This is a genomic window from Corynebacterium sp. HMSC22B11 (assembly GCF_001815965.1).
GTDB lineage: Bacteria > Actinomycetota > Actinomycetes > Mycobacteriales > Mycobacteriaceae > Corynebacterium.
The window spans coordinates 1-23,598 of the sequence record NZ_KV823515.1 but is presented as its reverse complement, the minus strand read 5'-3'; the positions used below and the strand labels follow the sequence as shown (position 1 = coordinate 23,598).

General features: G+C 66.0%; 16 protein-coding genes and 1 tRNA gene. 6 read left to right on the top strand and 11 right to left on the bottom strand.

The annotated features are described in order from the left end of the window. Positions 1-47 precede the first annotated feature (47 nt). Positions 48-302, bottom strand: a complete 255-nt coding sequence (locus HMPREF3088_RS08105) for a MoaD/ThiS family protein (RefSeq protein WP_173362308.1) — start codon at positions 300-302, stop codon at positions 48-50. A 28-nt stretch (positions 303-330) separates the two neighbouring features. Next, positions 331-900: a molybdopterin-binding protein gene (locus HMPREF3088_RS08100; RefSeq protein ID WP_070759274.1), complete on the bottom strand. Its 570-nt coding sequence runs from the start codon at positions 898-900 to the stop codon at positions 331-333. Between the two features lie 177 nt (positions 901-1,077). On the opposite strand from HMPREF3088_RS08100, the gene HMPREF3088_RS08095 reads away from it, so the two are divergent. Continuing rightward, positions 1,078-2,130, top strand: a complete 1,053-nt coding sequence (locus tag HMPREF3088_RS08095; protein ID WP_070759273.1) for a ThiF family adenylyltransferase — start codon at positions 1,078-1,080, stop codon at positions 2,128-2,130. A gap of 15 nt (positions 2,131-2,145) precedes the next feature. Here HMPREF3088_RS08095 and thrB read toward each other — a convergent pair whose 3' ends face one another. The 4 genes from thrB to argS form a co-directional block, all read right to left on the bottom strand. Beyond that, on the bottom strand, positions 2,146-3,066 hold the full coding sequence (gene thrB, locus HMPREF3088_RS08090) for a homoserine kinase (RefSeq protein ID WP_012359946.1): 921 nt from the start codon (positions 3,064-3,066) through the stop codon (positions 2,146-2,148). A gap of 5 nt (positions 3,067-3,071) precedes the next feature. After that, complete coding sequence (locus tag HMPREF3088_RS08085) at positions 3,072-4,412, bottom strand: homoserine dehydrogenase (protein WP_012359945.1); 1,341 nt, start codon at positions 4,410-4,412, stop codon at positions 3,072-3,074. Between the two features lie 181 nt (positions 4,413-4,593). Then, on the bottom strand, positions 4,594-5,982 hold the full coding sequence (lysA, locus tag HMPREF3088_RS08080; RefSeq protein WP_012359944.1) for a diaminopimelate decarboxylase: 1,389 nt from the start codon (positions 5,980-5,982) through the stop codon (positions 4,594-4,596). Positions 5,983-5,994: 12 nt separating this feature from the next. Next, entirely contained in the window at positions 5,995-7,659 is a 1,665-nt protein-coding gene (argS, locus tag HMPREF3088_RS08075; RefSeq protein ID WP_070759272.1) for an arginine--tRNA ligase, read from the bottom strand. Between the two features lie 123 nt (positions 7,660-7,782). Between argS and HMPREF3088_RS08070 the strand changes: the two genes are divergently transcribed. After that, a tRNA-Arg gene (locus HMPREF3088_RS08070) sits at positions 7,783-7,855 on the top strand. A gap of 66 nt (positions 7,856-7,921) precedes the next feature. On the opposite strand, the gene HMPREF3088_RS08065 is transcribed toward HMPREF3088_RS08070, so the two are convergent. Genes HMPREF3088_RS08065 through HMPREF3088_RS08050 form a run of 4 tightly spaced genes read right to left on the bottom strand, consistent with a single transcriptional unit; the run spans position 7,922 to position 16,219 of the window. Next, on the bottom strand, positions 7,922-10,816 hold the full coding sequence (locus tag HMPREF3088_RS08065; RefSeq protein WP_070759270.1) for an AAA family ATPase: 2,895 nt from the start codon (positions 10,814-10,816) through the stop codon (positions 7,922-7,924). 12 nt (positions 10,817-10,828) lie between these two features. Then, entirely contained in the window at positions 10,829-12,097 is a 1,269-nt protein-coding gene (locus tag HMPREF3088_RS08060; RefSeq protein ID WP_070759367.1) for a metallophosphoesterase family protein, read from the bottom strand. 13 nt (positions 12,098-12,110) lie between these two features. Beyond that, positions 12,111-13,043, bottom strand: coding sequence for an SWIM zinc finger family protein (locus tag HMPREF3088_RS08055; protein WP_070759268.1), 933 nt, complete (start codon positions 13,041-13,043; stop codon positions 12,111-12,113). After that, entirely contained in the window at positions 13,040-16,219 is a 3,180-nt protein-coding gene (locus tag HMPREF3088_RS08050; RefSeq protein ID WP_070759266.1) for a DEAD/DEAH box helicase, read from the bottom strand. The genes HMPREF3088_RS08055 and HMPREF3088_RS08050 overlap by 4 nt, the downstream gene beginning before the upstream one ends. Positions 16,220-16,479: 260 nt before the next feature. Here HMPREF3088_RS08050 and putP point away from each other — a divergent pair, with 260 nt between their 5' ends. The 3 genes from putP to HMPREF3088_RS08035 all read left to right on the top strand — a co-directional run bounded on the left by putP (position 16,480) and on the right by HMPREF3088_RS08035 (position 19,326). Beyond that, positions 16,480-18,054: a sodium/proline symporter PutP gene (gene putP, locus HMPREF3088_RS08045; RefSeq protein ID WP_070759264.1), complete on the top strand. Its 1,575-nt coding sequence runs from the start codon at positions 16,480-16,482 to the stop codon at positions 18,052-18,054. A gap of 184 nt (positions 18,055-18,238) precedes the next feature. Continuing rightward, on the top strand, positions 18,239-18,793 hold the full coding sequence (locus tag HMPREF3088_RS08040) for an HNH endonuclease family protein (RefSeq protein ID WP_246818123.1): 555 nt from the start codon (positions 18,239-18,241) through the stop codon (positions 18,791-18,793). Between the two features lie 47 nt (positions 18,794-18,840). After that, the gene (locus tag HMPREF3088_RS08035; RefSeq protein WP_070759262.1) at positions 18,841-19,326 is read left to right on the top strand and encodes a hypothetical protein; all 486 of its coding nucleotides are present in this window, start codon (positions 18,841-18,843) and stop codon (positions 19,324-19,326) included. 178 nt (positions 19,327-19,504) lie between these two features. Here HMPREF3088_RS08035 and HMPREF3088_RS08030 read toward each other — a convergent pair whose 3' ends face one another. Next, complete coding sequence (locus HMPREF3088_RS08030) at positions 19,505-21,856, bottom strand: DEAD/DEAH box helicase (RefSeq protein WP_070759260.1); 2,352 nt, start codon at positions 21,854-21,856, stop codon at positions 19,505-19,507. A gap of 248 nt (positions 21,857-22,104) precedes the next feature. Here HMPREF3088_RS08030 and HMPREF3088_RS08025 point away from each other — a divergent pair, with 248 nt between their 5' ends. Further along, positions 22,105-23,535: an amino acid permease gene (locus HMPREF3088_RS08025; protein ID WP_070759258.1), complete on the top strand. Its 1,431-nt coding sequence runs from the start codon at positions 22,105-22,107 to the stop codon at positions 23,533-23,535. The last annotated feature ends 63 nt before the right edge of the window (positions 23,536-23,598 follow it).

Genomic DNA, 23,598 nt, shown 5'->3' with positions numbered 1-23,598 from the left:
TCATCCGCGCAGCCGGGCGCGGCCGACACCGAGCGCCGAATAAGCCCCTATCCCCCGGCGAAGGGTGGCAAGACGTCCACGCGCTGAGCGCCATCAAGCACGAATGCGCGCTCGGCCCGCTGGCCATCGACGAGGAAGGTGCAGCGTTCCAGGATGTCGGCAAGGCTCAACCCAGAGTCCGTGCGACCGGTATGCCGCGCTGCCGCATCGTCGAGCAGCTCGCCGAGGGTGTCGAAGCCCTCGCTGGTTTCCTCGCTGACCCCAGTGGCGGCGCGGGCGGCGGCAAAGTAGTGGATACGCATGTGCACCATGCTAGCCCGTTCTTAGGCGCTATCGGATCCAGCCCGAAATGCTGGGCCAGACCGCCAGGATGACCTTCAGACAGTCCCGCATTCCGCCCGAGGACGAGGAGGCGTTGACCACCAATGTGCCGCCCGGCTCTCGGGAGGTCAGCCCGATCACGCCGCGCGACATCGAGGCCTTGGGCGTATTCTTCAGCCCCTCCACGAGTACCTGGGTTTCCACGGTCTCCAGCCGGGTGGAGATGACCTTCAGTGTTTCTTCCGGGGTGAGGTTCCGCGGCCCCAGCCCCGTTCCACCGCAGGTCAGCAGCAATGTCACCCCATCAGCGATGCCTCGTTCGAGCTCTTTCCGGATGGGCTCGGCGCCCTCGGGCACGACGAGCAGGTCGGTGACGCTGAACCCGGCCTCCTGCAGAATCGCCGCTGCGTCCTGCCCGATTGTGTTCTCCCGCTCCCCGCCGGCGATGCGGTCGGAGACGACGACGATCTTCGCGCTCTTGCGGTGGGCCGTATCATCGCGCGAGTCGGCGATCTTGCGCTGGATCGTATCAGCGCTCTTGCACTGTGCTGCGTTGTTGTGTTGGTCTGTGCCGCTCATCTGCGCTCCTCAAGTTCTTCTCGACGCCGCCTGCACGAGCCGCAAGAACCAATGCTTTCTGCGGTGTCGCGACGGGCTACCGGGTCCCATTTTAGGGCTACAGTGGAAGGTCGCCTGCGGGGTATAAATCCTCGCGAGCACAAGCCCGCACATTATCCCCCCCAAGGAGCATGAAGATTGTCCTCGCACCCCGTCGACGCTGCAGGCTCAGCAAGCGCCAGCGAACGCTATAGCCGCCAGGTCACCCTCATGGGCCCACAGGCCCAGGAGAAGCTGGCTGCCTCGCGGGTCGCAGTGATCGGAGCCGGCGGGCTGGGTTCCCCCGCGCTGCTGTACCTCGCCGCGGCAGGCATCGGTCACATCACACTCATCGACGATGACACCGTGGAGCTCACCAACCTGCACCGCCAGGTGATCCATAGCTCCACCGCCGCCGCGACGGGTGAGTCGAAGGCTCATTCCGCCCGCGCGCGGATGACGGAGCTCAACCCCGATGTCCACATCGATCCGGTCGTCGAGCGACTGACCTGGGAGAACGCGCTGACATTCCTGGAGGGCGCGGACCTCGTCCTCGACGGCACCGATAACTTCGACACCCGGCACGTCGCCAGTCACGCGGCTGCCCGGCTGGGCATCCCGCACGTCTGGGCCTCGATCCTGGGCTATCAAGCGCAGCTATCGGTGTTCTGGGCTGGTCATGGGCCGATCTACGAGGACCTCTTCCCCACCCCGCCCGCGCCGGGTGCAGTGCCCTCCTGCTCGCAGGCGGGTGTCCTGGGCCCGCTGGTGGGCATCGTGGGTTCAGCGATGGCCCTGGAGGCCATCAAGCTCATCACAGGTGTGGGCCGCCCACTGCTCGGCCGGCTCGCTTATTACGACAGCCTGACCGCGAGCTGGGAGGAGATCCCGGTGGCAGCCAACCCGGCGGTGACCGAGCAGGTGCGCACGGGCACGCCCCCGCATGGTCCGGTGGAGGTCACCGAGGTTCCCCCGGGGAGCACGATCATCGACGTGCGAGAGCCCAAAGAGTTCGCGGAATTCCACCTGCCCGGGGCGATCAATGTACCGCTGGCCGAGATCTTGGGCGGCTACACCCCGCCGGAGGTGGAAAACGGGGCGGTCGTGGTCTGCGCGCGCGGGTCTCGTTCCGCCCACGCGGTGGATGCGCTGGAGCGACGCGGCGTCACGGGGCTGGCCAGCCTGCGCGGCGGGCTGATCCGCTTCCGCTAGTTCGCGGTCAGCCGCTTAGGCGTCCTCGACGGTCACCGGCCCGGCCACCGTCAGTTCTTCGACCCGGATGCCACGATCGCGGGCCTCCTGCAGGAGCGCCTCCTCCACCGGCTCGGTGGACAGCACCAGCACGGTCGGACCCGCCCCGGAGAGGAACGCCGGGTAGCCCTGGTTGCGCAGGCGGTTGACCCACTCGGAGGAGATCGGCAGCACCTCGGCGCGGAATGGCTGGTGCATCCGGTCCCGGGTACCCTCCCACAGCAGGCTCGGGTCCTTGGACAGAGCAACGAGCAGCACGCCGGTGCGGGACACGTTGAAGCGGGCGTCCAGGTGCGGAATATCGCTCGGCAACACGCGACGCACAGCCTCGGTGGAGGCGTGGGAATTCGGAATCAGCGCGGTGGCGCGAATATCCGGGTGCACCGTGACCGGGGAGGCGTGGTACGTCGGCTCGGTGCCGTCGACCGGGATGTTCGTCCAGGACACGACAGCGCTGCCGAGGACGGAGGCCGCGACGTTATCCGGGTGGCCCTCGAAGGTCGAGGCAAGCTGAATGATCGTGTCCGTGTCTAGGACGTCCCCGGCCAGCGCATTGGCCGCCACCACGCCCGAGACCGCGGCGGCGGCAGAGGAACCCAGGCCACGGGACTGCGGGATGGAGTTATTGCAGCGCACCCGCAAGCCACGGGCGATAACATCCGCCTTCTTCAACCCGGCACGGATCGCGCGGACGACCAGGTGTCGCTCGTCCAGCGGCACCTCGCCCTGCCCCTCGCCGGTGACCTCCACCTCGAGGCCGGAGTCGATGACCTCGACCTCGACATGGTCGTAGATGCTCAAGGCCAGACCCAGCGAGTCGAATCCGGGGCCCAGGTTCGCGGAAGAACCCGGAACCTTGACCCGAACCTTGCGGCCGACGGGGATCTCAGTCGCCATTGCTGTTACTTACCTTCCATACGGATGACGGAGTGGACCTCGCGGACGGCGTCGAGCTCGTTGAGCGTGGCGACCGTCTCCTCCAGGTCCTTCTCGGTGGCGCTGTGGGTCACGACGACGAGGCGGGCGCCCAGGTCGTCCTTGTTCTCCTGGCGCACCGTCTTCAGGGAGACGTTGTGCTTAGAGAAGGCGTTGGAGATCTCGGCGAGCACGCCCACACGATCCTCCACCAGCATGTCAACGTGGTACCGGGTCACGACGTCTCCAAAATCAGCGATCGGAAGGGCGGCGTAGGTGGACTCGCGCGGACCGCGGCCACCGTGGATGATGTTGCGGGCCACGGCGACGACGTCGCCGAGGACGGCGGAGGCGGTCGGGCCACCGCCGGCGCCGTTGCCGTAGAACATCAGGCGACCGGCAGACTCGGCCTCGACGAAGATGGCGTTATAGGACTCGGAGACGCTGGCCAGCGGGTGGGACAGCGGGACGAGCGCCGGGTAGACGCGGGCGGACACACCTGGGGTGCCGTCGGCCTGGGTGACGCGGTCGCACAGGGCGAGCAGCTTGATGGTGCAGCCTGCGGCGCGGGCGGCCTCGATGTCCTGGGTGGTGATGTTACGGATTCCCTCGGTGTGGACGTCCTCGCTGGAGACGCGGGAGTGGAAGGCCAGGGATGCCAGGATCGCAGCCTTGGAGGCTGCATCGTGGCCATCGACGTCCGCGGACGGGTCGGCCTCGGCGTAGCCCAGCTCGGTGGCCTCGGCGAGCATCTCGTCATAGCTGGCCCCACGCTCATACATGGCGTCGAGGATGTAGTTGGTGGTGCCGTTGACGATGCCCATGACGGACTCAATCTTGTCGCCAGCCAGGGATCGCAGCAGCGGGCCGACGACCGGGATGGCCGCGGCGACGGCTGCCTCGAAGAAGAGGTCAGCGCCGGTGGACTCGGCGGCCTCGGAAAGCTCGCCGGAGTGGGCGGCGATGAGGGCCTTGTTCGCCGTGACCACGGACTTGCCGGCCTTCAGGGCCGCGTTGACGACCTGGCGTGGGTAGTCGATGCCGCCGATGACCTCGATGACCAGGTCGATGTCCTCGCGCTGCACCAGGGAGAGCGCGTCGTCCGTCAGCAGCTCGGGGTCGACCCCCTCGCGCGGGCGGGACAGATCGGAGACCGCAACACCGCGGACCTCCAGCGGCCCGCCGATACGGGCCGCGAACTCGTCGGCACGCTCGTTGAGCAGTCGGTAAACCTCAGCACCGACTGTGCCCATGCCCAGCAGTGCAACACCAATAGTGGCGTCGAGTCCTTTACCCGGGCGGATGGTGGGCGCCGATGCGTCAGTCATGAATATTCTCCCAATGTTGTTGTTGGTTTTGCGCTCGCCTTTGGTGGCGTCGGCTAGCCATTCTAGCGAGCGACAGTAGGCCAAGCTGTTATTCGCTTAGGTCAGAGGTTAACCCACATAGACCAAGCTGTCTAGTTTTATGTTTCACGGGTGTGCCCGGCGTTACCGGGGCAGACCTTCCCTAGCCCTCGAGGGCCAAAATATCCTCCAGGCGCTCCCGGCGAATCATCACCCGGTCCTGGCCATCAGCCACGGTAATCACCGGCGGGCGCAGGAACATGTTGTAGCGGGAGGACATCGAGTAGCAGTACGCCCCCGTAGCCGCGATGGCCAACAGGTCGCCCGGCGCGACGTCGTCGGGAACCGGGACATCGTTGATCAGAATGTCGCCGGACTCGCAGTGGGAACCGACGATACGGGTCGGGACGAGCGTGCCGGAGACCTCACGGTTGACCACCCGGACGTCGTACTCCGCCTGATAGAGGGCCGGGCGAATGTTATCGCTCATCCCGCCGTCGACGGAGACGTACCGGCGCACAGTGTGGTCGCTGGTCTCGACGTCCTTGACGGTGCCGACCCGGTAAATGGTCACCATGGCCGGGCCTGCGATCGCGCGCCCCGGCTCGACGTTGACGATCGGGGTCGGCACGCCCGCTTCTTCGGCCGCCTCGGCGACCTTCGCGAGCAGGTTGCGTGCCACGGAGGCCACGTCAAGCGCCTCCTGGTCCGGGGTATACGCGATGCCATAGCCGCCGCCCAGGTCGAGGACGTTGAAATCCGCCCCCGTGGCTTCGTGGGATAGCAGCTGCTTCCACAGGCCCAGCAGGCGCTCGGCGGCGAGCACGAAGCCGTCGGCATCGAAAACCTGGGAGCCGACGTGGCAGTGCAGGCCGCGCAGCACCAGGCCATCAGCGGCGAGGCACTCCTCGGCCGCCTGCTTGGCCTTGCCGGAGGCCAGGGAGAAGCCGAACTTCTGATCCTCGTGGGAGGTCGCGATGAACTCGTGGGTATCGACGTGCACGCCCGGGGTCACGCGCACCAGGACGTCCTGGGTGGTGCCCAGGTCGCGGGCCACGCGGGACAGTTCGGCGATCTCCTGGAGCGAGTCGATCACGATGAGCTCCACGCCCGCCTCGACGGCGGCACGCAGGAACTCTTCATTCTTGTTATTGCCGTGCACCGTGATGCGCTCGGCCGGGAAGTCGGCGTGCAGGGCGATGCGCAGCTCGCCGAGGCTCGCGACGTCCAGGCTCAGCCCCTCCTCAGCCACCCAGCGGCACACGGCCGTGGAGATGAAGGCCTTGGAGGCGTAGTGCACCCGCTCTCCCCCGCCGAAGGCTTCCGCCATCTCGCGGCAGCGGGAGCGGAAGTCGGCCTCGTCCATAACGAAGCTCGGGGTGCCGTGTGTGGCGGCGAGCTCGGGCAGGCTCACGCCGCCGATCGCCACCTCCCCGTTCTCTGCCCGGCGCGTGGTGCGTGGGAAGACGTGAGCCGGGATGAGGTTGAATTCCTCGGTGGTGGCGGTGCGCCGGCGCAGTGGTGTGGGTTGTTGTGCTGTGACCGGATCCATACGGGTTTAGCCTTACATCCTTTCTGGTGCGGACACGCCGACCAGGCTCAGTGCATTCTCCAGCACCTGGCGGGTGGCGGCGGCCAGGGCCAGGCGGGCGTGGAAGACCGGTGCGGCGTCCGCGCCGGTCGGCTCGTCGGCCTTCGGCAGCACCTGGCAGGCGTCGTAGAAGCGGTGGAAATCCCCGGCCAGCTTCTCCGCGTAGTGGGCGATGCGGTGCGGTTCGCGCAGCTCAGCGGCCGTGCGGACCACCTTCGGGAACTCGCCCAGGGAACGGATCAGCGTGCCCTCGCGGTCGTGGGTCAGCAGCGAGAGATCGGCGCCGCCAAAGTCCACGCCCTGTTCGTCGGCCTTGCGCTGCAGGGAGCACAGGCGGGCGTGGGCGTACTGGACGTAGAACACCGGGTTCTCGTTGCTCTGGGAGGCCCACAGGTCCATGTCGATGTCCAGGGAGGAGTCCACCGAGGAGCGGATTAGCGCGTAGCGTGCCGCGTCCACGCCGATGGCCTCGACCAGGTCGTCGAGGGTGATGATGGTGCCGGCGCGCTTGGACATGCGCACGGCCTCGCCGTCCCGGACGAGGTTGACCATCTGGCCGATCATGACCTCCACCTGCTTCGGGTCGTACCCCAGTGCCGCTGCGGCGGCCTGCAGGCGGGCGATGTAGCCGTGGTGGTCCGCGCCCAGCATGTAGATGCACAGGTCGTGGCCGCGGTTGATCTTGTCCGCGATGTAGGCGATGTCGCCGGCGATGTAGGCGGCATTGCCGTCGGACTTGATGACGACCCGGTCCTTGTCGTCGCCGAAGTCGCTGGAGCGCAGCCACCAGGCACCGTCGGCTTCGTAGAGGTTGCCGTTGGACTTCAGCTCCTCGATGGCCTTGTCCACCGCGCCGGATTCGAAGAGGGAGTTCTCGTGGAAGAAGACGTCGAACTCGGTGCCGAACTGCTTCAGCGTGGTCTTGATGTGGTCGAACATCAGCTCCACGCCCTGGGCGCGGAAGAGCTCCTGGGCATCCGCGTCGGAGAGCTCGCCCCAGGTCGGGTTCGCTTCGGCGACCTGGGCGGCGATGTCCTGGATGTACTGGCCACCGTAGCCGTCCTCCGGGGTGGGCTCGTTGCGCGCGGCGGCGAGCAGGGACTTCGCGAAGCGGTCGATCTGGCCGCCGTGGTCATTGAAGTAGTACTCGCGGGTCACCTCGCCACCCTGGGCGGCCAGCAGGCGGCCAAGAGAGTCGCCGACGGCGGCCCAACGGGTACCACCCAGGTGAATCGGACCGGTGGGGTTAGCAGAGACGAATTCCAGGTTGATCTTCGTGCCCTTGTAGGCATCTCCGCGGCCGAAGCCCTGGCCAGCGGCGAGAATGTTCTCCACAATCTTGCCCTGCGCGGCAGCGGCCAGGCGGATGTTGATGAATCCAGGGCCGGCGACGCTGGCCTCGTCGATCTCCGGGCTGGCGGCCAGCTTCTCAGCGAGCCACGTGCCCAGCTCGCGGGGGTTCGTACCGGCCTTCTTGGCGGTCTGCATGGCGACATTGGTGGCGTAGTCGCCGTGCTCTGGGTTGCGCGGGCGCTCGACCGTTGGGTTATCGGGGACGACGGAGGCGTCCAGTCCGCGCTCGGTGAGGACCTCGCGGGCGATGCGTGCAATGAATTCGGAAAGTTCTGCTGGAGTCACGCCTAAAGACTTTATCAGCACGTAATGCGGGTTCGTCGCCCCCATCCGTATGCGCTGGGCACGCTGTTCGGCGGGGTGCTTTTGCCTCCGCTTGCACCCAGGGTGCTAGACTACCGATCTGATGCCTCCGTAGCTCAGGGGATAGAGCACTGGTTTCCGGTACCAGCGGTCGGACGTTCGAATCGTCTCGGGGGCACGTTTTATTGCCCGGGAGGCGGCGCGCGAGATGCGCGTCCCACCCGGGCTTTTTCATGCCGCGGGGCTACTCCCCACCACGGCGCAGCTGAACCATGTCCACCTGCTTGGCGCCCACCACGCGGGAGAAGCGCTGCGCATCGCATGTCAGCACGATGATCTGGTGCTGCTCGCCCAGTTGGGAGAGCACCACGTTCATGTCCCTGCTGCGCTGCGGGTCGCTGTAACCGAGGCTGTCGTCAATAATGATCGGCACTCCCCCACCCCGGGCCACCAGCGATGCCACCGCGAGCCGGGAAAGCAGGTTGATCTGCTCCCTCGCACCACCGGACAGGGAGGACACGTCGAGGGCCACGCCGTCGTCGATGCGGCGACTCACCTGCAAGTCCTCGTCGAACTCGAACTGGACCCCCGGACCGTAGATGGTGCGAGCAAGGATATGGAAGGCCTCGGACAACGGGCGGGAGTAGCGACCCCGCAGCTCGGCACGAGCCTCATTCATCGTCTCCCACAGAAGCTGGGCGGCCTCCGCCCGGGCAGTGACGGCAGCCAGGGTGCGAGCGGCCCGGTCCGCCCCGGCTGCCGCTTCACGCTTGGCCTCCGCAGCGCCTTCGCGGCCGGCCAACTCGGTGCGCAGGCGGACGAGCTCCTGGCCGCGTTGCGTGGCGTTTTTCTGCAGCACCCCGAGACCCGCCTTCTCACCGTTAAGGAGGCCCTCAAGCTGCTCGGCGGTGGCGGCGGACTCGTATTTCTCCTTCTCCTCATCGCGAATCGCGGCAGCCTCCACCAACGCGCTGTTCTGCACGGCGACGGCCTCCGCCAGCTGCTCGTCGCTGGCCTCTTCGCGCTGCTGCGCCAACTCGTTCTCTGCGGCCGCGAGCTGCTGCGCCTGCTGCGTAGCATTGAGTTCTGCCAGCTTGTGCTCCTGGAGGATCTGCGAGTGCTCCGTCGCATCCTTGGCCTGCTGAGCTGCGGTGTACCGCGCCTCGCTGCGCTCGAGGAACAGTTGTGCTGTTTCCAGATCGACCACGAGCCCCGCAAGCCCATCGTTGTGCCCTGGGTCCTGCTCCCCCGCAGTCTGGGCCTCAGCGACCTGCGGCTCTGTGTCCTCCGTCGCTTCTCGCGACGAGTCCCGCGTTAACTGGGCGAGCTGTTCTTCCAGCTCGGGTTCAAGGCCGAATTCCTCGGCCCGCTCTGCATTCCCGCCCAGCTCCCGCCAGATATTGGCCGCGGCGCGGGCCCGGTCGGATAGCTTCTCACCTGCGGTGACCAGCTCTCGGCTGGACTGCTCCACACTGAACTGCAGGTCCTGGGAGCTCACGCCCCCGGTGATTCCGCGCAGCTCCAGCTGTGCCTCGTCGCGATCGTTTTCCAGGGCGCGCCGTTGCTGGGCCAGCCGGTGAGCGGCCTCCGTGTCCCCGTCCTCGATGCCGAGGGCCTTCGATGCCTGGGCGACCTGCTCCCGAGCACGGCTCACCGCGGTCTCCGTCTCGCTGGTGTCTCGGGCCGGAGTGACCGCAACGCGGTAGTCCCCGAGTGCGAACTGACGCGGGGAACTCACCAGGGTGCGGTATCCCTCCGCCGTGAGTTCGACATCCTCCTCGCCGTCGCGCACCGTGCCAGCAGGACCGGTGATCTTCACCTCGGTGGCGATTGCCTCCTGCTGCGCGGTCGCCACGGCAAGCTGGGTGTTGGCGCTACTCAGCGCGTCCAGGGCCTGCTGGGTCGCCGGGTTCTCCGCGAGCTTATTCTCCAGCTCCCGCAGCCTACCCACCGTCTTTTCTGCCTCCGCTGCGCGCTCGGCGACGTTCTGGTGGTTCTTCTCCGCCGCTCGGTATTCGGTGCCAGCCTGCGCCCAGGCAACGTAGCCTCGTGCGAATCGCTGCTGCGCGGCAGCGCTGGAATATTCCGCTTTCAGCTTCTGCTGTTCTTCCTCAGCCTTGGCCGCCTTCGTTGCGAGCTCATCGCGCCGCTCTTGTTCCTTCTCGAGCTCGGCTCGCTTGCCAGTCACCGCTTCAACCTGCTTCTTCCGCGCGTCATGGCGGTACTTCGCTAGATCGAGTGCCTGGTGCGCGTTCTTGACCTCGCGTTCGAAGCCCCGAAGCTTTTCCTGGGCCGCCCGGGCGGTCTGCAATTGTTCCTCGAGTTCCTCGACGGCCCGCTTCGCCTCGGGCAGCTCCGCCGCAGCCTGGCGTTCCTCCTCTTCCAGTTCCGTGATCGCCCGGATCTGCCGCTGTGCTCCGTCATAAGTCTCGGTGGCTTCCACCAAAGCTCGTTCTGCGGCCTCGTGCTCGTCCTGGGTCGCCTGCAGCTCACCGTTCCTCTTCACCGCCCCCTTGGCGGTGAAATAGCGATCGTATTCCTTCTCGATCGCCGCGAGCAGCTCCGCGGCCGTCGCATCCACTTCGTGGCCGGTATCGGCCTCCGCGCTCTGGTCACTCTGTGCCGCCAGAACGGTGCTGAGGGATTGGATTCGGCCAGCGGAGAAAGCCTCCAGGCTCGCGCCCTGCTCCACTGTCAGCGCATCCAGCAGCGTGCGGTCCACCGTCTCGTTGAGGATCTCCGCGAAACGTTCCTCAGCCTCCCGGTCCACCAGGTTCTCCACAGCGGGCGCCGAGACATCGAGTGTGGCCGCGTGTCGGCCGGTGCCGAAGCTCTTCTCGATCCGCAGCCGGTAAGCCCCAATGCTCATCTCAGCGGCGACCGTGGGCTTGCCATTGCTGCCTGCCGGCTTGAGCGCCATGACCTCCTGCTTGCGGGTTTTGGTGTTCACGCTCGTGTTGAGCAGGAGCTTCATAGCCGTGAGCAGGGTCGATTTTCCGGATTCGTTGCGCCCGTGCACCACGGTGACCCCGGAATCCGCCAGGTCGAGGTCGACGTGGGGCACTCCCGCGAAGTCGTCCAAGGTCAGGCGGTGGATGGCCAGGCCGGCCCCGGTGTTGTGCTGCTGTGAGTTTGTCATTGTCCTCGTCACCTAGCTTTCCTTGACCTGCACGCCGGCGGCCAAGCGGTAAAGGAGCTTCAGGGCATCCGTGGCTTGATCTCGAGTCCCTTGGGCCTGACGCTGGTCCTCGGCGAGGGCGAGCAGCTTCTCCATCGCGATTTCTGGGTAGCCCCGCAGCTGGAGGGCCCCACGCAGCTCCGACAGTTCCGGGGACACGTGCAGATCCATCAGCCGGGTGCGCTCGTAGAGCGCGGCGAAGCGAGGGCGCTGCTCGGCCAGCGCGGTCTCCAACCGGATGTCTGTCATCAGGTCGATGCTCCCCCGCAGCGCGTACTTGACCACGGTCGATCGCGGCTGCGGCAGGCTGGCCAGCTTCGCCAGGAAGTCCTCGGCGTCCTCTGGGGAGTTGATGTCCTCCGTCATCGCCAGGAAACGCCACTGGCCGATCTCAACCTGCTCCACTGCAACGGTCGCGGGCGCAGCCGGGTTCTCCGGGTCGATGCCGACCTCCACGACCAGCGCCTTACCCGAGTTGGACTCGCCACCGCCGTCGGGCTCCTTGAAGTCGGTGACCTCCGGAGCGCCGGAGTACCACACCACGCCACGGTCATCGAGGGGCATCGCGGAGTGCGTGTCCCCCAGGGCCACGTAGTCGACGACGCGCTGCCGGGCGAGCTCGCTGAGCCGGGCGACGTCGATCACCGACGGATCCGCGACACTGTCCCGCGACTCCGTGTGCCCGTGACCAACCGCGATGCGGATTGTATTCTCTGCCGGCGACAGGTCTGCAAGCGCCCGGTACACCAGATCCTCGCTGGCCACCTTGCTCAGCAGCGGCGCGCCGATGATCTCCACCCCCTCGCGCAGTGGCCTTGGGTTCGAGTCCCGCAGAACAGTCACCTTCCCGCCATTGTCTGGGGACAGCTGCTGCAGGCTCGGCTGGTGGTAAATGCTCGCCGGGTTGAGCGGATCGTGATTGCCCGGCAGCAGGTAGACCGGAACCGGGGCGTTGCGCAGCACATCGAGGATCCGCGTCCAGGTCTTTTCCGCCAGGAGGTTGTCGTCGAAAACATCCCCGGCGACGACGATGGCCTCACACTTCCGGTCGGCAGCCACCGCGAAGAGCTTCTCCACGGCTGCCAGCCGCGCCTCGTCGAAGAGCCGCTGGTTATCCTCGCCGAGGAAGCGCCGCCCCATCCCGATCTGCCAATCGGAGGTGTGCAGGAAGCGCACCGAATGCGCACCCACGCCGGCATCGCGTGGCCGGGAAGACGCCGTTGTCAGCTGTGCATCGCTCATGTTCTTCACCTTGTCACTTCATCCTCGTGCCCGTCACCGGGCGGGCCCACGGGGTGGGGTCGAAACGCCCGGAGTCATCGGTGATCATCTCCAGGCACAATTCCAGTTCGTGCATCGTTTGCAGTTGATCAACGCTGGTCCAGCTCAGGCTGCGCAGAGCCCGCATCAAGGCATCGCGATCCCCGAGCTCCAGCCCGCTTTCCACGGGCGGCGCCGACCAGCTCACCCGGCGTTCCTCCGAGCCCCAGAACTCCGCCTGGTCGAGCACCTCCGGGGCCTGTTGGGCGGAGCTTCTCGAGTTCGGCTGGGTTGAGCTGCTCTCCTGCTCCCCGGCGTGGCTGAGCTGGACGCTGCGCAGCGCCTCGGCTGCTTCGACCCCACGCCACTGCAGGATGGCTGCGGGATCGTGGTTAAAGGTATCCGCCAGCTGATAGGCCACGGCGACCGCGTGTTTACACACCGGCGCCCCATCCGGGCACGTGCAGCCCTCGAAGCGGATCTGATCGGGCCGCAGCAGCATCGCGGCGAGATCCGTCGGGGGCGCATCTCCGCGGATGATGGTGCGCAGGAGCGCTGGGTCGGCGGCGACCTCCGCGGCGATGAAGTCCCTTCTCTTCGCACTCAGCGCCGCCACCTTGATCACCACCTCAAAGGGCTGTGGTTGGGTGCCGGCGACCAACGCCACCACCGTGTTGGTGCTCAGCTCCATGCTCTGGACGTGGCCGCCCCAGTGATAATCCCGGCCTCGCTCCAGCCGACCGCGGTCGGTGGCGCCAGCGACGGCTTCCAGCAGCTGCGCCCCGGCCCAGCTTTCTGGGCCCAGCGGATCGGCAGGAATGGGAATCGACGGGCGCGGGGTGACTGCCTCCGCACGGCGGCGGGCCCCGAAATCCGCGAGGATGACGTTGCCTTCCCAGGTGGTCCGAGGAGTGTTCTTCCTACTCATCTGCTGCCTCCTTCCGACTGGTTATCCGCTCCGGGAACCTTGGTAGCCACAGATGTAGCATCCGCAGCAGACACGTCCGAGGACTCTCGTAGCTGCCAGAGCTCGGCCAGGTCCTCGTCGCTCAGGCTCGCGATCCAGCCTTCGCCTTCACCCACGACGGCTCCGGCGAGGTCCCGCTTGCCGGTGATGATCTCATGGATGCGTTCGTCGAGGGTGCCCGCCGAGACAAATTTATACACATCGACGTCACGCTCCTGACCGATGCGATAGGCGCGGTCCGTCGCCTGATCCTCCACCGCCGGATTCCACCAGCGGTCGATGTGAATCACCACGGAAGCCCTGGTCAGGGTGATTCCAGTACCCCCGGCGCGTACCGAAAGCAGCATGACCCCCGGACCGGTATCGCGCTGGAACTGCGCCACCAGCTCCGTGCGCCGCGACCTGCTCACTGAACCGTCGAGTTGGAGGACGGGCATCGCGTACTCGGCTTCGATCGCGGGCGCGAGCATCCGACCAAAGGAGGGGAACTGCGTGAATAGAAGCACCTTCTTGCCCTCCGCCACGGCCTGGCCGATGAGCTCGAAAATCCTTTCGATCTTCGGCGAGCGGTGCTTCCCGCCACGCAGGATCCCCGAGCCATCTCCCGCGAAGTGCGCGGGGTGGTTGCAGATCTGCTTGATCTTGACCAGGGAGGCCAGGATCAGGCCACGGCGACTGGCAGATCCCTGCTCCAGGGCCTCCTCGACCTGCGCGATATAGGCCTGGTAGAGGCTTGCCTGTTCGGCGGACAGTGGCACGGTTTCCACGTGTTCCCGCTTTTCGGGCAGCGCCACCCCCACTGCAGGGTCTGTTTTGAGACGCCGGAGGATGAAAGGCTCCACGATCCGCTTGAGACGTTCGGTTGCGCCGACGTCCTGATAACGCTCGATGGGGATAGCAAGGCGGTTCTGGAACGCGGCGGCCGAGCCCAGAATCCCCGGATTCGCGAAGTCCATGAGGGCATAGAGGTCGGAGAGCCGGTTTTCGACCGGCGTGCCCGTGAGCGCAATGTGGTGATTGGCGGGGATCCCGCGCACGGCCTGGGACTGCTTCGTCGCGGGGTTCTTGATGTTCTGTGCTTCGTCAGCAACCACGCGGCGCCACCGAATCTTCTGATAGCGCTCCGGGTTGCGGGCGACCGTCCCGTAGCTGGTGACGACGAGGTCCGCCTGCCGGGCATGCTCCGGGAACTCGGCGTCGGTCACCTTCCCGGCCCCGTGATCCACCAGCACGGAGAAGCCGTGGATGTGACGGGTGGCCTCCGATTGCCAGGCAGCCAGCACGGAGGTGGGCGCGACCACCAGGGTCGGACCCATGGCATCCTCGCCCGAGCCCGCCGGCGAAGATTCCTCCTTTTCCCAGGCCAGCAGGGCCAGCACCTGCAGGGTCTTCCCCAGCCCCATGTCATCGGCAAGGATCGCCCCCAGGCCGTGCTCCGCCATCCACGCCAACCAGTTCACACCGCGGCGCTGGTGTTCGCGCAATTCGGTCAGCACCGTCGCTGGCAGCTCCACCTGCCGGGCGGGAGCAACGACGTTCTCACGGTCGAAGAGCTGACGCACCCAGCCGTCCATATCCACCCGGATGTTGTGGTCCGGGTTTTCGCCCCCGTGAGCCTCGGCGGCGGCCTCCGCCTCCAGCAGCTCTGCCAGCGTGACTTCGCTGAGCTCCGCCGCGTCCTTCTCCGCCGCGTCTGTGAGAGCGCTGAGCCACCCTCGGGCCTTGCTCAGCGAGCTCTTGTCCAGGAAGACAAACTGCCCGTTGACCTGCACGATCTGGTGGGCAGAGCTGATGAGTTCCAGCTTGTCCGACTCCCCAACCGGGGTGCCGTCCACCGAGAGGTTCCATTCGAAGTCCAGGAGCTGGTCCATCCCGAGCTTCCCGGAACCCGGCCCGGAGCCCACCGCCTGAAACTTGGCCCCCACCTGCGTGGTCTTCGGTGCCCAAGCCCGTGGGATCATGACGGGAAAACCCGCCTCCTGCAGCTGGCTCGCCTTCGTGTCCAACAGATCCGCCACGTCGTCGAGGTCCACGCTGAACGCCAGCTGGCGGTCGAGGGCGGGGTCCCCGGTATAGGCAGCTTCCGGTGGGACCCAGCGGCCCACGGTTGCCCACCGGTCGACGGGGCCTAGGTGCCTGCCCAAGCGCGGCCACACCTTCGCCGCCTGGTGTAGCCGCTGCTGGATCTTGCGCGCCTGCTCATTGCCGGCGGTCGTGGTGTTGACCGGTTCGGCGGGTGCCCCGTCCACCGACAGCCCCACCTCCAGCCGCCAGGTGAATTGCTTCGCCGCATCCTCCCCTGCCCGCTCCTGCTCGTGTTCCCTGTTGGCGGTGGAGCGGTCTTCCGCCAGGGACGACGCCACCACCGGCTCCCCAAGCTCCCGGGCATCAGCCGGATCCGTGAGCCGGAAGACCAGCTGGGTGGCTGCATCCCTAGCGCTGCTACGCCACTCGTTGAGCGCGCTCACCGTTGCGGGCCCCGCCTTCGCGGTGGCCCGCCCGGCGAGGAGGTCGGTGACCAGAGGGCTCTCCAACTCCTCATATTCCGGCGGCCGGGCGCGGTCGGTAACGAGGCTCACGGCCATCCAATGCGCCCAGTCGTCTGCGGCATCCCCCACCACGTCCCCGTTGCCGTTGCGCGCCAGCACTCCGGGGAGTTGCGCCCGGAACTCATTGAGCACCGCGGAATGCTCCCCGGCGGTAGCCAGGGTGAAGCGAGGGTGCCACTGTTGATCCTGCCGCTCCATCCGAACCATGACCCGCCCTGCCTTCACGGTGGCTTCCACGTATTCGAATAGGTCGATGAGGAAGATCACCTCGGGGCCCAGGCCCTCGCGAACCTCGGGATCGGTGGCGATCCGGCGCAGCTGCTCCATCAGCGCGATGGATTGTTCTGGCACCCACGCCGCGGTGGGGATGGCGAGGGTGGTGGGCTTACCGCTCGGGGTGGAGACGAGCACCTGGCCTCGGGAGCGCAGCGGTTTAGCAGCCAGCACGGCGCGCAGCTCTGCGGGCCACTGCCCGTCGGGGATGTCCTCGGCGCGCATGACGATCTGGCGGCCGGCCACCTTTTCGGCCCACAGCTGCACGCCGCCCCCGGCCGGCACGAGCGCGTGCAGCAGAAAAGCAGATCCCATAGTTATAAGGGTCTACCATGCCCCGCGGACACACCGAATCGGCGCACGTAGACTGCCCATTTTCCTCTCATTAAAGCCCAGCAACACGGCATTCTTTCGGTCTTTTTTCAGGATTTTGGCAGAAAAGCGTTGAGAATTCTGGCATCATGGCCATGCTCAAGTTTTAAATATTGACTTCGACTAACCATTCGGCCGGCTCTTCATCGGCCCCGGGTGGTCTTTCAGGAAGTCTCGACCCTACAAAGAAAGAGACATTCTGTATGACAGACCAAGCATGGTTCGTCACAGCAATGGTGATCTATCTGATCGCCATGATGTTCATTGGACTCCTCGGTTATAAGCAGACCGACGAGTACGAGGACTACATGCTGGGCGGCAGAAACCTTAACCCGTTCGTCGCAGCCCTGTCCGCTGGCGCCTCCGATATGTCCGGCTGGCTGCTGATGGGCCTTCCCGCCGCGATCTTCGTATCCGGCTTCTCTGAGCTCTGGGTGGCCATCGGCCTGCTGCTCGGTTGCGCACTCAACTGGTGGTTCACCGCACCACGCCTGCGCGCCTACACCGAGATCGCGGACAACTCCATCACCGTGCCGAGCTTCCTGGAGAACCGCTTCGAGGACAAGTCCCACGTGCTTCGCGTGGTCGCTGGCCTCGTGATTCTGCTGTTCTTCACCTTCTACGTGGCGTCCGGCATGGTCGCCGGTGGTCGCTACTTCGAGTCCACCTTTGACTCCTCTTACGCCGTCGGCATCGCCGTGATCGCCGGTGTGACCGTGATCTACACCTTCGTCGGTGGCTTCCTCGCTGTGTCCTACACGGACGCGGTGCAGGGCTGCATCATGTTCATCTCCCTGATCCTGGTGCCGATCTTCGCGGTTCTGCACATGGAGGACCCGAGCGCCATCTTCAGCTTCCAGACGGAGAACGCCTACGCTGCCTCCGGCCTGGAGCCGAACCCGAACTGGTTCTCCCTGGTCAACGGCGTGGGCTTCGTGACCATCATCTCTGGTCTGGCTTGGGGCCTGGGCTACTTCGGCCAGCCGCACATCATCGTGCGCTTCATGGCGCTGCGTACCCCACGGTCTGCTCGCAAGGGCATGTTCTACGGCGTGACCTGGATGGGCCTGTCCATGGTCGGTACCGTCTTCGTGGCGATCATCGGCCCGGCATTCTTCACCGAGAACCCAGACATCAAGATCGTCGACCAGATCAACTTCGAGACGATCTTCCTGGACATGGGCCAGATCCTGTTCCACCCGCTGATCGCGGGTCTGGTGCTCACCGCAGTGCTGGCGGCCATCATGTCCACGATTTCCTCCCAGCTGCTGGTGGTCTCCTCCGCACTGATCGAGGACATCTACAAGGGCCTGTTCAACAAGAACGCTTCCGATCGCCTGCTGCAGGTTCTCTCCCGCTTCGCAGTGCTCGTCGTCGCCCTGCTGGCGGTGTTCATCGCGGCCAAGCCGGATTCCGGCGTGCTGAGCCTGGTCGAGTTCGCGTGGGCCGGCTTCGGTTCCGCATTCGGCCCGGTCATCATCGCCTCCCTGTACTGGCGTCGCCTGAACGCCCCGGGCGCGATCGCCGGCCTGGCTGCCGGTGCGATCGTCAGCTTCCTGTGGGGCGGCCTGGCTAACTTCGGCATCGCCGATAAGCCGTTCGGCCTCTACGAGATGATCCCGGGCGTGCTGGCCAACGTGGTCTTCATGGTCGGCGTGACCCTGATGACCAAGGAGCCTTCCGCGAAGGTTCTGGATGAGTTCGACAAGTCCATCGAGCTGAGCAACAAGGCCGATCGCCTCACCGAGAAGGAGTTCGTGGAGGAGGCCGCTAAGTAGCCCCTCCCCTCCCTGCGGAAAATTTTTCCGCAACCTCGGGAACCAAACGTCGCCTCGCGTTGTCTAAGACAACATGGGGCGACGTTTCTTTTTCTCTCTAGTCTTTCTCTCCGCCGTGGCTGGTCTGTTGTTTTTCACGACGTCGGTTCCGGTGCCAACTGGTTGGTTGCCTGGGGGCCGCTCTGTGGATCAGCGCGCGCAGGAGCTGGCCCGCCAGGCCCTGGCGCGGGTGGAGGTCGTGCCCCAGCGGATCCGAGTGGTGGGCTACGACCGCACCCGGTTTCTGCAGGGCTGGGCGCACAGCATCGCACCTGATGGCAGTTATTGCTCGACCCGTGAGCTGGTGCTGAACCTGAACTTCCCCACCGACCCCGCCAGCCCCTGCCCGCGGGCCACCGGCGAGGCATCCGATGAGTACTCCGCCGAACCGGTACGCCCGCAGGGCACGGATATCGACCACATTGTTCCACTCGCCGCGGCCTGGGATTTGGGGGCACACGCCTGGACAGCAGAGAAGCGTCATCGCTTCGCCAATGACTGGCACTACAACCTGGCGGTCACCGCCTCGGAGCTGAACCGGGAGAAGTCTGATGCGACGCTGGAGGCCTGGTTGCCGCCCAACCCTGCGGCCCGCTGCCCCTACGTGGCCCGCTACCTGGAGGTGGTGGCCCGCTACGGGCTGGCGATCACCGCCGGCGACGCTGCTACTGCCCGCGAGGCCTGCCAGCTGCCCCGCTGACCGGGGGTTTTGTGACTAGTCACGAATTTTTTGACAGAGTGGTTCACATGGATCAATTTATTACTGCTCTCCACGTCATCGCTGCGATCCTCCTCATCGGACCGGTCGCGATCGCTACCTCGGCATTCGCACCTTCCCTGCGCGCCGCGCAGTCCGGCTCCGCCAAGGCGGTGGGCTCCGTGGCAACCCTGGCTGGCATGACCCGCCGCTACGGCTACATCTCCCTGCTGGTCCCCGTGCTGGGCCTGGTCGCCTTCATGACCGTGGACGGCGCAATGCAGAACTACGCCTTCCACGCCGCCATTCTCACCTCTCTGGCGGCCTGGCTGGTCCTGCTGCTGGCGGTGATCCCGCAGCAGCGTCGCGGCCTGATCTCCGTTGATGGCCTCGACGAATCCGACACCCCGGCGAGCGAGGACGAGCTCGCCGCCGTCCAGGGCGATGCGGCCAAGGGTCTGCCCGGCAAGGCTGCCATGTTCGGCGGCATCTTCAACCTGCTGTGGCTGATCACCGCGGTCCTGATGTTCGTCTAGTCCACGCATTTTCGCAGGCGCTCGCATGCAGCGCGCGAATGCCACATAGCCGTGGGAGTGAAACTCACTCCCACGGCTATTTCTCTATGCCTTGCTTTGGCCACCTGACCCAGCCGACCCCTACGAAAAATCCGGCTGACGTGGCCTCTTCCACGTCAGCCGGATTTACAGGTTTCGGCTAGTAGCGTCCCCCGCGGCGGTTATTACCGCGGCCGCCACGCCCCTCAAAACCGCGGTCGTCCCGGTGGCGGCCACCGCCACGGCGATCCCCACGGGAGTCTTCGAAGCGGTTGTGGTGCCCACGGCCGCGCCCACGCCCACCGCGGTCGCGGTCGCGGTCGAAGCGTCCGCCGCCCCGGCGCTCCCCCCGGCCCCGGTCGTCGCGGTAGCCACCGCGGCGACCATCGCGGTCGCGGCGGTTGCCACGGTGGGAGCCCGGGCGGCCCTTCGGGGCACCCGGGTCCGGCTCGATATTGATCAGCTGACCGGACACGCGGGTCTGGTCGAGGGCCTCAAAGACCTGCTTCGGCAGGTCCGCCGGCAGCTCCACCAGGGAGTGCTCGGAGAAGATGCTGATGCGGCCGAAGTCGCGGGAGTTCAGCCCGCCCTCGTTGGCCAGGGCACCCACGATTGCGCCCGGGCGCACGCGCTGGCGGTGGCCGACGGAGAGGCGGTAGACCTCCATCTCGTTGCCGTTGCGATCCGTGAACCGGGGGGCTGGCTTGTTGAAGCGCTCCTCGAAGGAGCGGTACGCCCCGCCACCACGGCGATCGGCATCGCCGTAACGGTCGTCGCTGCGGCGCTTGTGCTCGCGGCGCGGAGCCTCCTCCATGAGGAACTTCTCCCCGCCCTGGGCCCCGGCTGCCAATGCCGCAGCGATGTCCTCCAGGGTGACTCCGTTGTCCTCCGCGTAGGTGGTCACCAGCTCGCGGAACACGGAGACCTGCGGATCCTCGAGGTTCTTGGTCAGCTCGCGGTTGAACTTCGCCTTGCGGGCCTCGTTGACCTGGTCAACGCTCGGCAGCTCGATCTCGTTGAGGCGGGACTTCGTCGCGCGCTCGATGGACTTCAGCATCCGGCGCTCACGCGGGGTCACGAACAGCACGGCGCGGCCGGAACGCCCCGCGCGCCCCGTGCGGCCGATGCGGTGCACATAGGACTCGGTGTCACGCGGAATGTCGTAGTTGAACACGTGCGTGATGCGCTCGACGTCCAGGCCACGAGCGGCGACGTCGGTGGCGACCAGGATGTCCAGGCGACCGTCCTTGAGCTGGTCCACGGTGCGTTCGCGCTGCGCCTGGGCGATATCGCCGTTGATGGCGGCAGCCTCGTAGCCCCGGGCGCGCAGGCGCTCCGCAAGCTCCTCGGTGTCGTTCTTGGTGCGGACGAACATGATCATCGCGTCGAAGTCGGTGACCTCGAGGATGCGGGTCAGCGCGTCCAGCTTCTCGCGGTGGTGCACGATCAGGTAGTCCTGCTCGATATTCTCCGCGGTGCGCTGGGTGGACTTGACCGTCACTTCCTGCGGCTCGTTGAGATAGCGCTTAGACAGGTGACGGATCGCGGACGGCATCGTCGCCGAGAACAGCGCGACCTGCTTCTCCTCCGGGGTGTCCTCCAGGATGCGCTCCACGTCCTCCTGGAAGCCCATGTTCAGCATCTCGTCGGCTTCGTCGAGCACCATGAAGCGCAGCTCGGAGATGTCCAGGCTGCCCTTCTGCAGGTGATCGATCACGCGACCCGGGGTGCCGACGACGACGTGCGCGCCGCGGCGCAGGCCCGAGAGCTGCGCGCCGTAAGGCTGGCCGCCGTAGATCGGCAAGATGTTGACCCCACCCATCTTCCCCGCGAAGTCCTCGAAGGACTCCGCGACCTGCAGCGCCAGCTCACGGGTCGGTGCCAGCACCAGGGCCTGCGGCTTGCGGGACTTCAGGTTCAGCCGGGACAGGATCGGCAGCGCAAAGGCGGCGGTCTTACCGGTACCGGTCTGCGCGAGGCCGACCACGTCCTCCCCTGCCATCAGCAGCGGGATGGTCTGCTCCTGGATTGGGGACGGCGAGGTGAATCCGACGGCACGGACGGCGTCGAGCACCTCCGGCGACAGACCCAGGTCACCGAAACCGGCACCGTCGTCGTCCTTGTCTTCCTTCGCGTTGTCTGCCTGCTCGTCGTCCTTCGCGACGGCGACGTCCTGGATGGACGCGGTCGGGGTGGTGTCGTTGTCGTTGTTGTTTTCTACGGTTTCCGCCTGCTGATCGGCCACAGTGTCCTCTGGGTTCTCGTTCTTGTTCTTCTCGTTGTTGAGATTGTCGGTCTTCCCAGAATCTTCTGCGCCCTCGGCTACAGCGGAGCCACCGGCGAATTCCATCGCGGAATCTTCGGTGTTCTCCCCCAACACATCAGAGATATTCAGCGGCGCATCGTTGACCGGCGCCTGCTGAGCCTCTTCCTGCAGATTGTTCTGAGCTACCGAGTAATCGTTATCCACCGGCTTGTTGACGTCGCCGGAGACGCTATCAGTATCACTCATCGCACTTGACAGTACGCTCTGCGGCCAGCAAAAGCCATACCGCGCCACCCGGTGGAAGGCAGATCGCAGCCTGCACTGATTGTGGCTGCTGGCAGTACTGACCCCAGTGCTGCCCCAGCACTGACCCCGGTGCAGCCCCAGTACCAATCCAGCACCGACCCGAATCTTTCGCCCGGAGTGTGACGTGGCATACTACGGCTGATATCGATCTGACTTTCGCGGCTTGACGGAATCCGGAGGACAATCCCATGTCGCAACAACCAGCGCCCGAGGCCGCCACGGCGGGCGAATCCACGACTGACAGCCACCAGGGCGAGCTGCGGCGCGCGCTGCGCCACCGACACATCCACTTCATCGCGCTGGGTTCGGCCATCGGCACCGGGCTGTTCTACGGTTCCGCCGGCGCGATCGGCGCGGCGGGCCCCGGTGTCATCTTCGTCTACCTGCTCGGCGGCGCGATCGTGTACTTCATGCTGCGCGCCCTGGGCGAGATGTCCGTGGCCCACCCCGTCGCTGGCTCTTTCGCGGAATATTGCCGCCGCTACCTGGGCGGATGGGCCGGGTACATCACCGGCTGGATGTATGCCTTCGAGATGATCATCGTGTGCCTGGCCGACCTCACGGCCGTGGCGCTGTATATGAAGTTCTGGTTCCCGGAGACGGCCTCCTGGGTCTGGGTCGCGGTGGCGCTGATCATCGTGGGGGCGGCGAACCTCGCCTCCGCCCGCTGGTTCGGTGAGCTGGAGTTCTGGTTCACGACGATCAAGGTGACCGCGGTGGTCGCCATGATCCTCGGTGGTGCGGCCATCCTCGTGTTCAACGTGGACACCGGCGGCACCGTCGGCATCTCGAACCTGTGGAACGACGGCGGCCTGTTCCCGAACGGCTTCACCGGCGTGCTGTCCGCCCTCATTCTGGTGCTCTTCGCCTTCGGTGGCACGGAGATCATCGGCGTGACGGCCTCCGAGGCCGAGGACCCGGAGAAGACGATCCCGAAGGCCATCAACACGGTGCCGATGCGCATCCTGCTGTTCTACGTGCTCGCGATCTTCGTCATCGTCGCGGTGATTCCGTGGCGCGAGATCACCGGCGAGCAGTCCCCGTTCGTGCAGATCTTCAGCTCCCTGGGCATCGGCTGGGCCGCTGCCCTGCTGAACGTCGTGGTTCTCTCCGCGGCACTGTCCGCGATCAACTCGGATCTCTACGGCGCCGGCCGCGTGATTCACGGTATGGCTCGCCAGAAGCTCGCCCCGAAGATGTTCGCCAAGATCGACCCGCGCAACGGCGTGCCGGTCTCCACGATCAGTGCCCTGCTCATCGTGCTGGTCATCGGCATCGTGTTGCAGCTGATCAACCCGACCGCTGAGCGCCTGTTCCAGGACATCGCCGCGCTGGCCACCTTCGCCACAATCTTCGTGTGGCTGATGATCCTCATCAGCCACCTGGCCTACCGCAAGCACCTGAACTCCGAGGACGTCGCCCACGCGCACTTCACGGTGCCGCTATGGCCGCTGGGTCAATACTTCGCAATCGCCATGATCCTGCTGACCTTCGGCACGATGTTCTGGATGTCGGATTTCCACTCCGCCCTCATCGCAGGCGTGGTGTTCACGGTGGCAATGTCCATCCGCTACTACTTCATCGACCGGAGGAACAAAGCCGAGGCCGCCGCAGCCTAATCCCCCCTGAAGCAATGAATCCCCGCAGAGTGAACTAGCCCCCGAAAGTTGGACTGGTTTAAT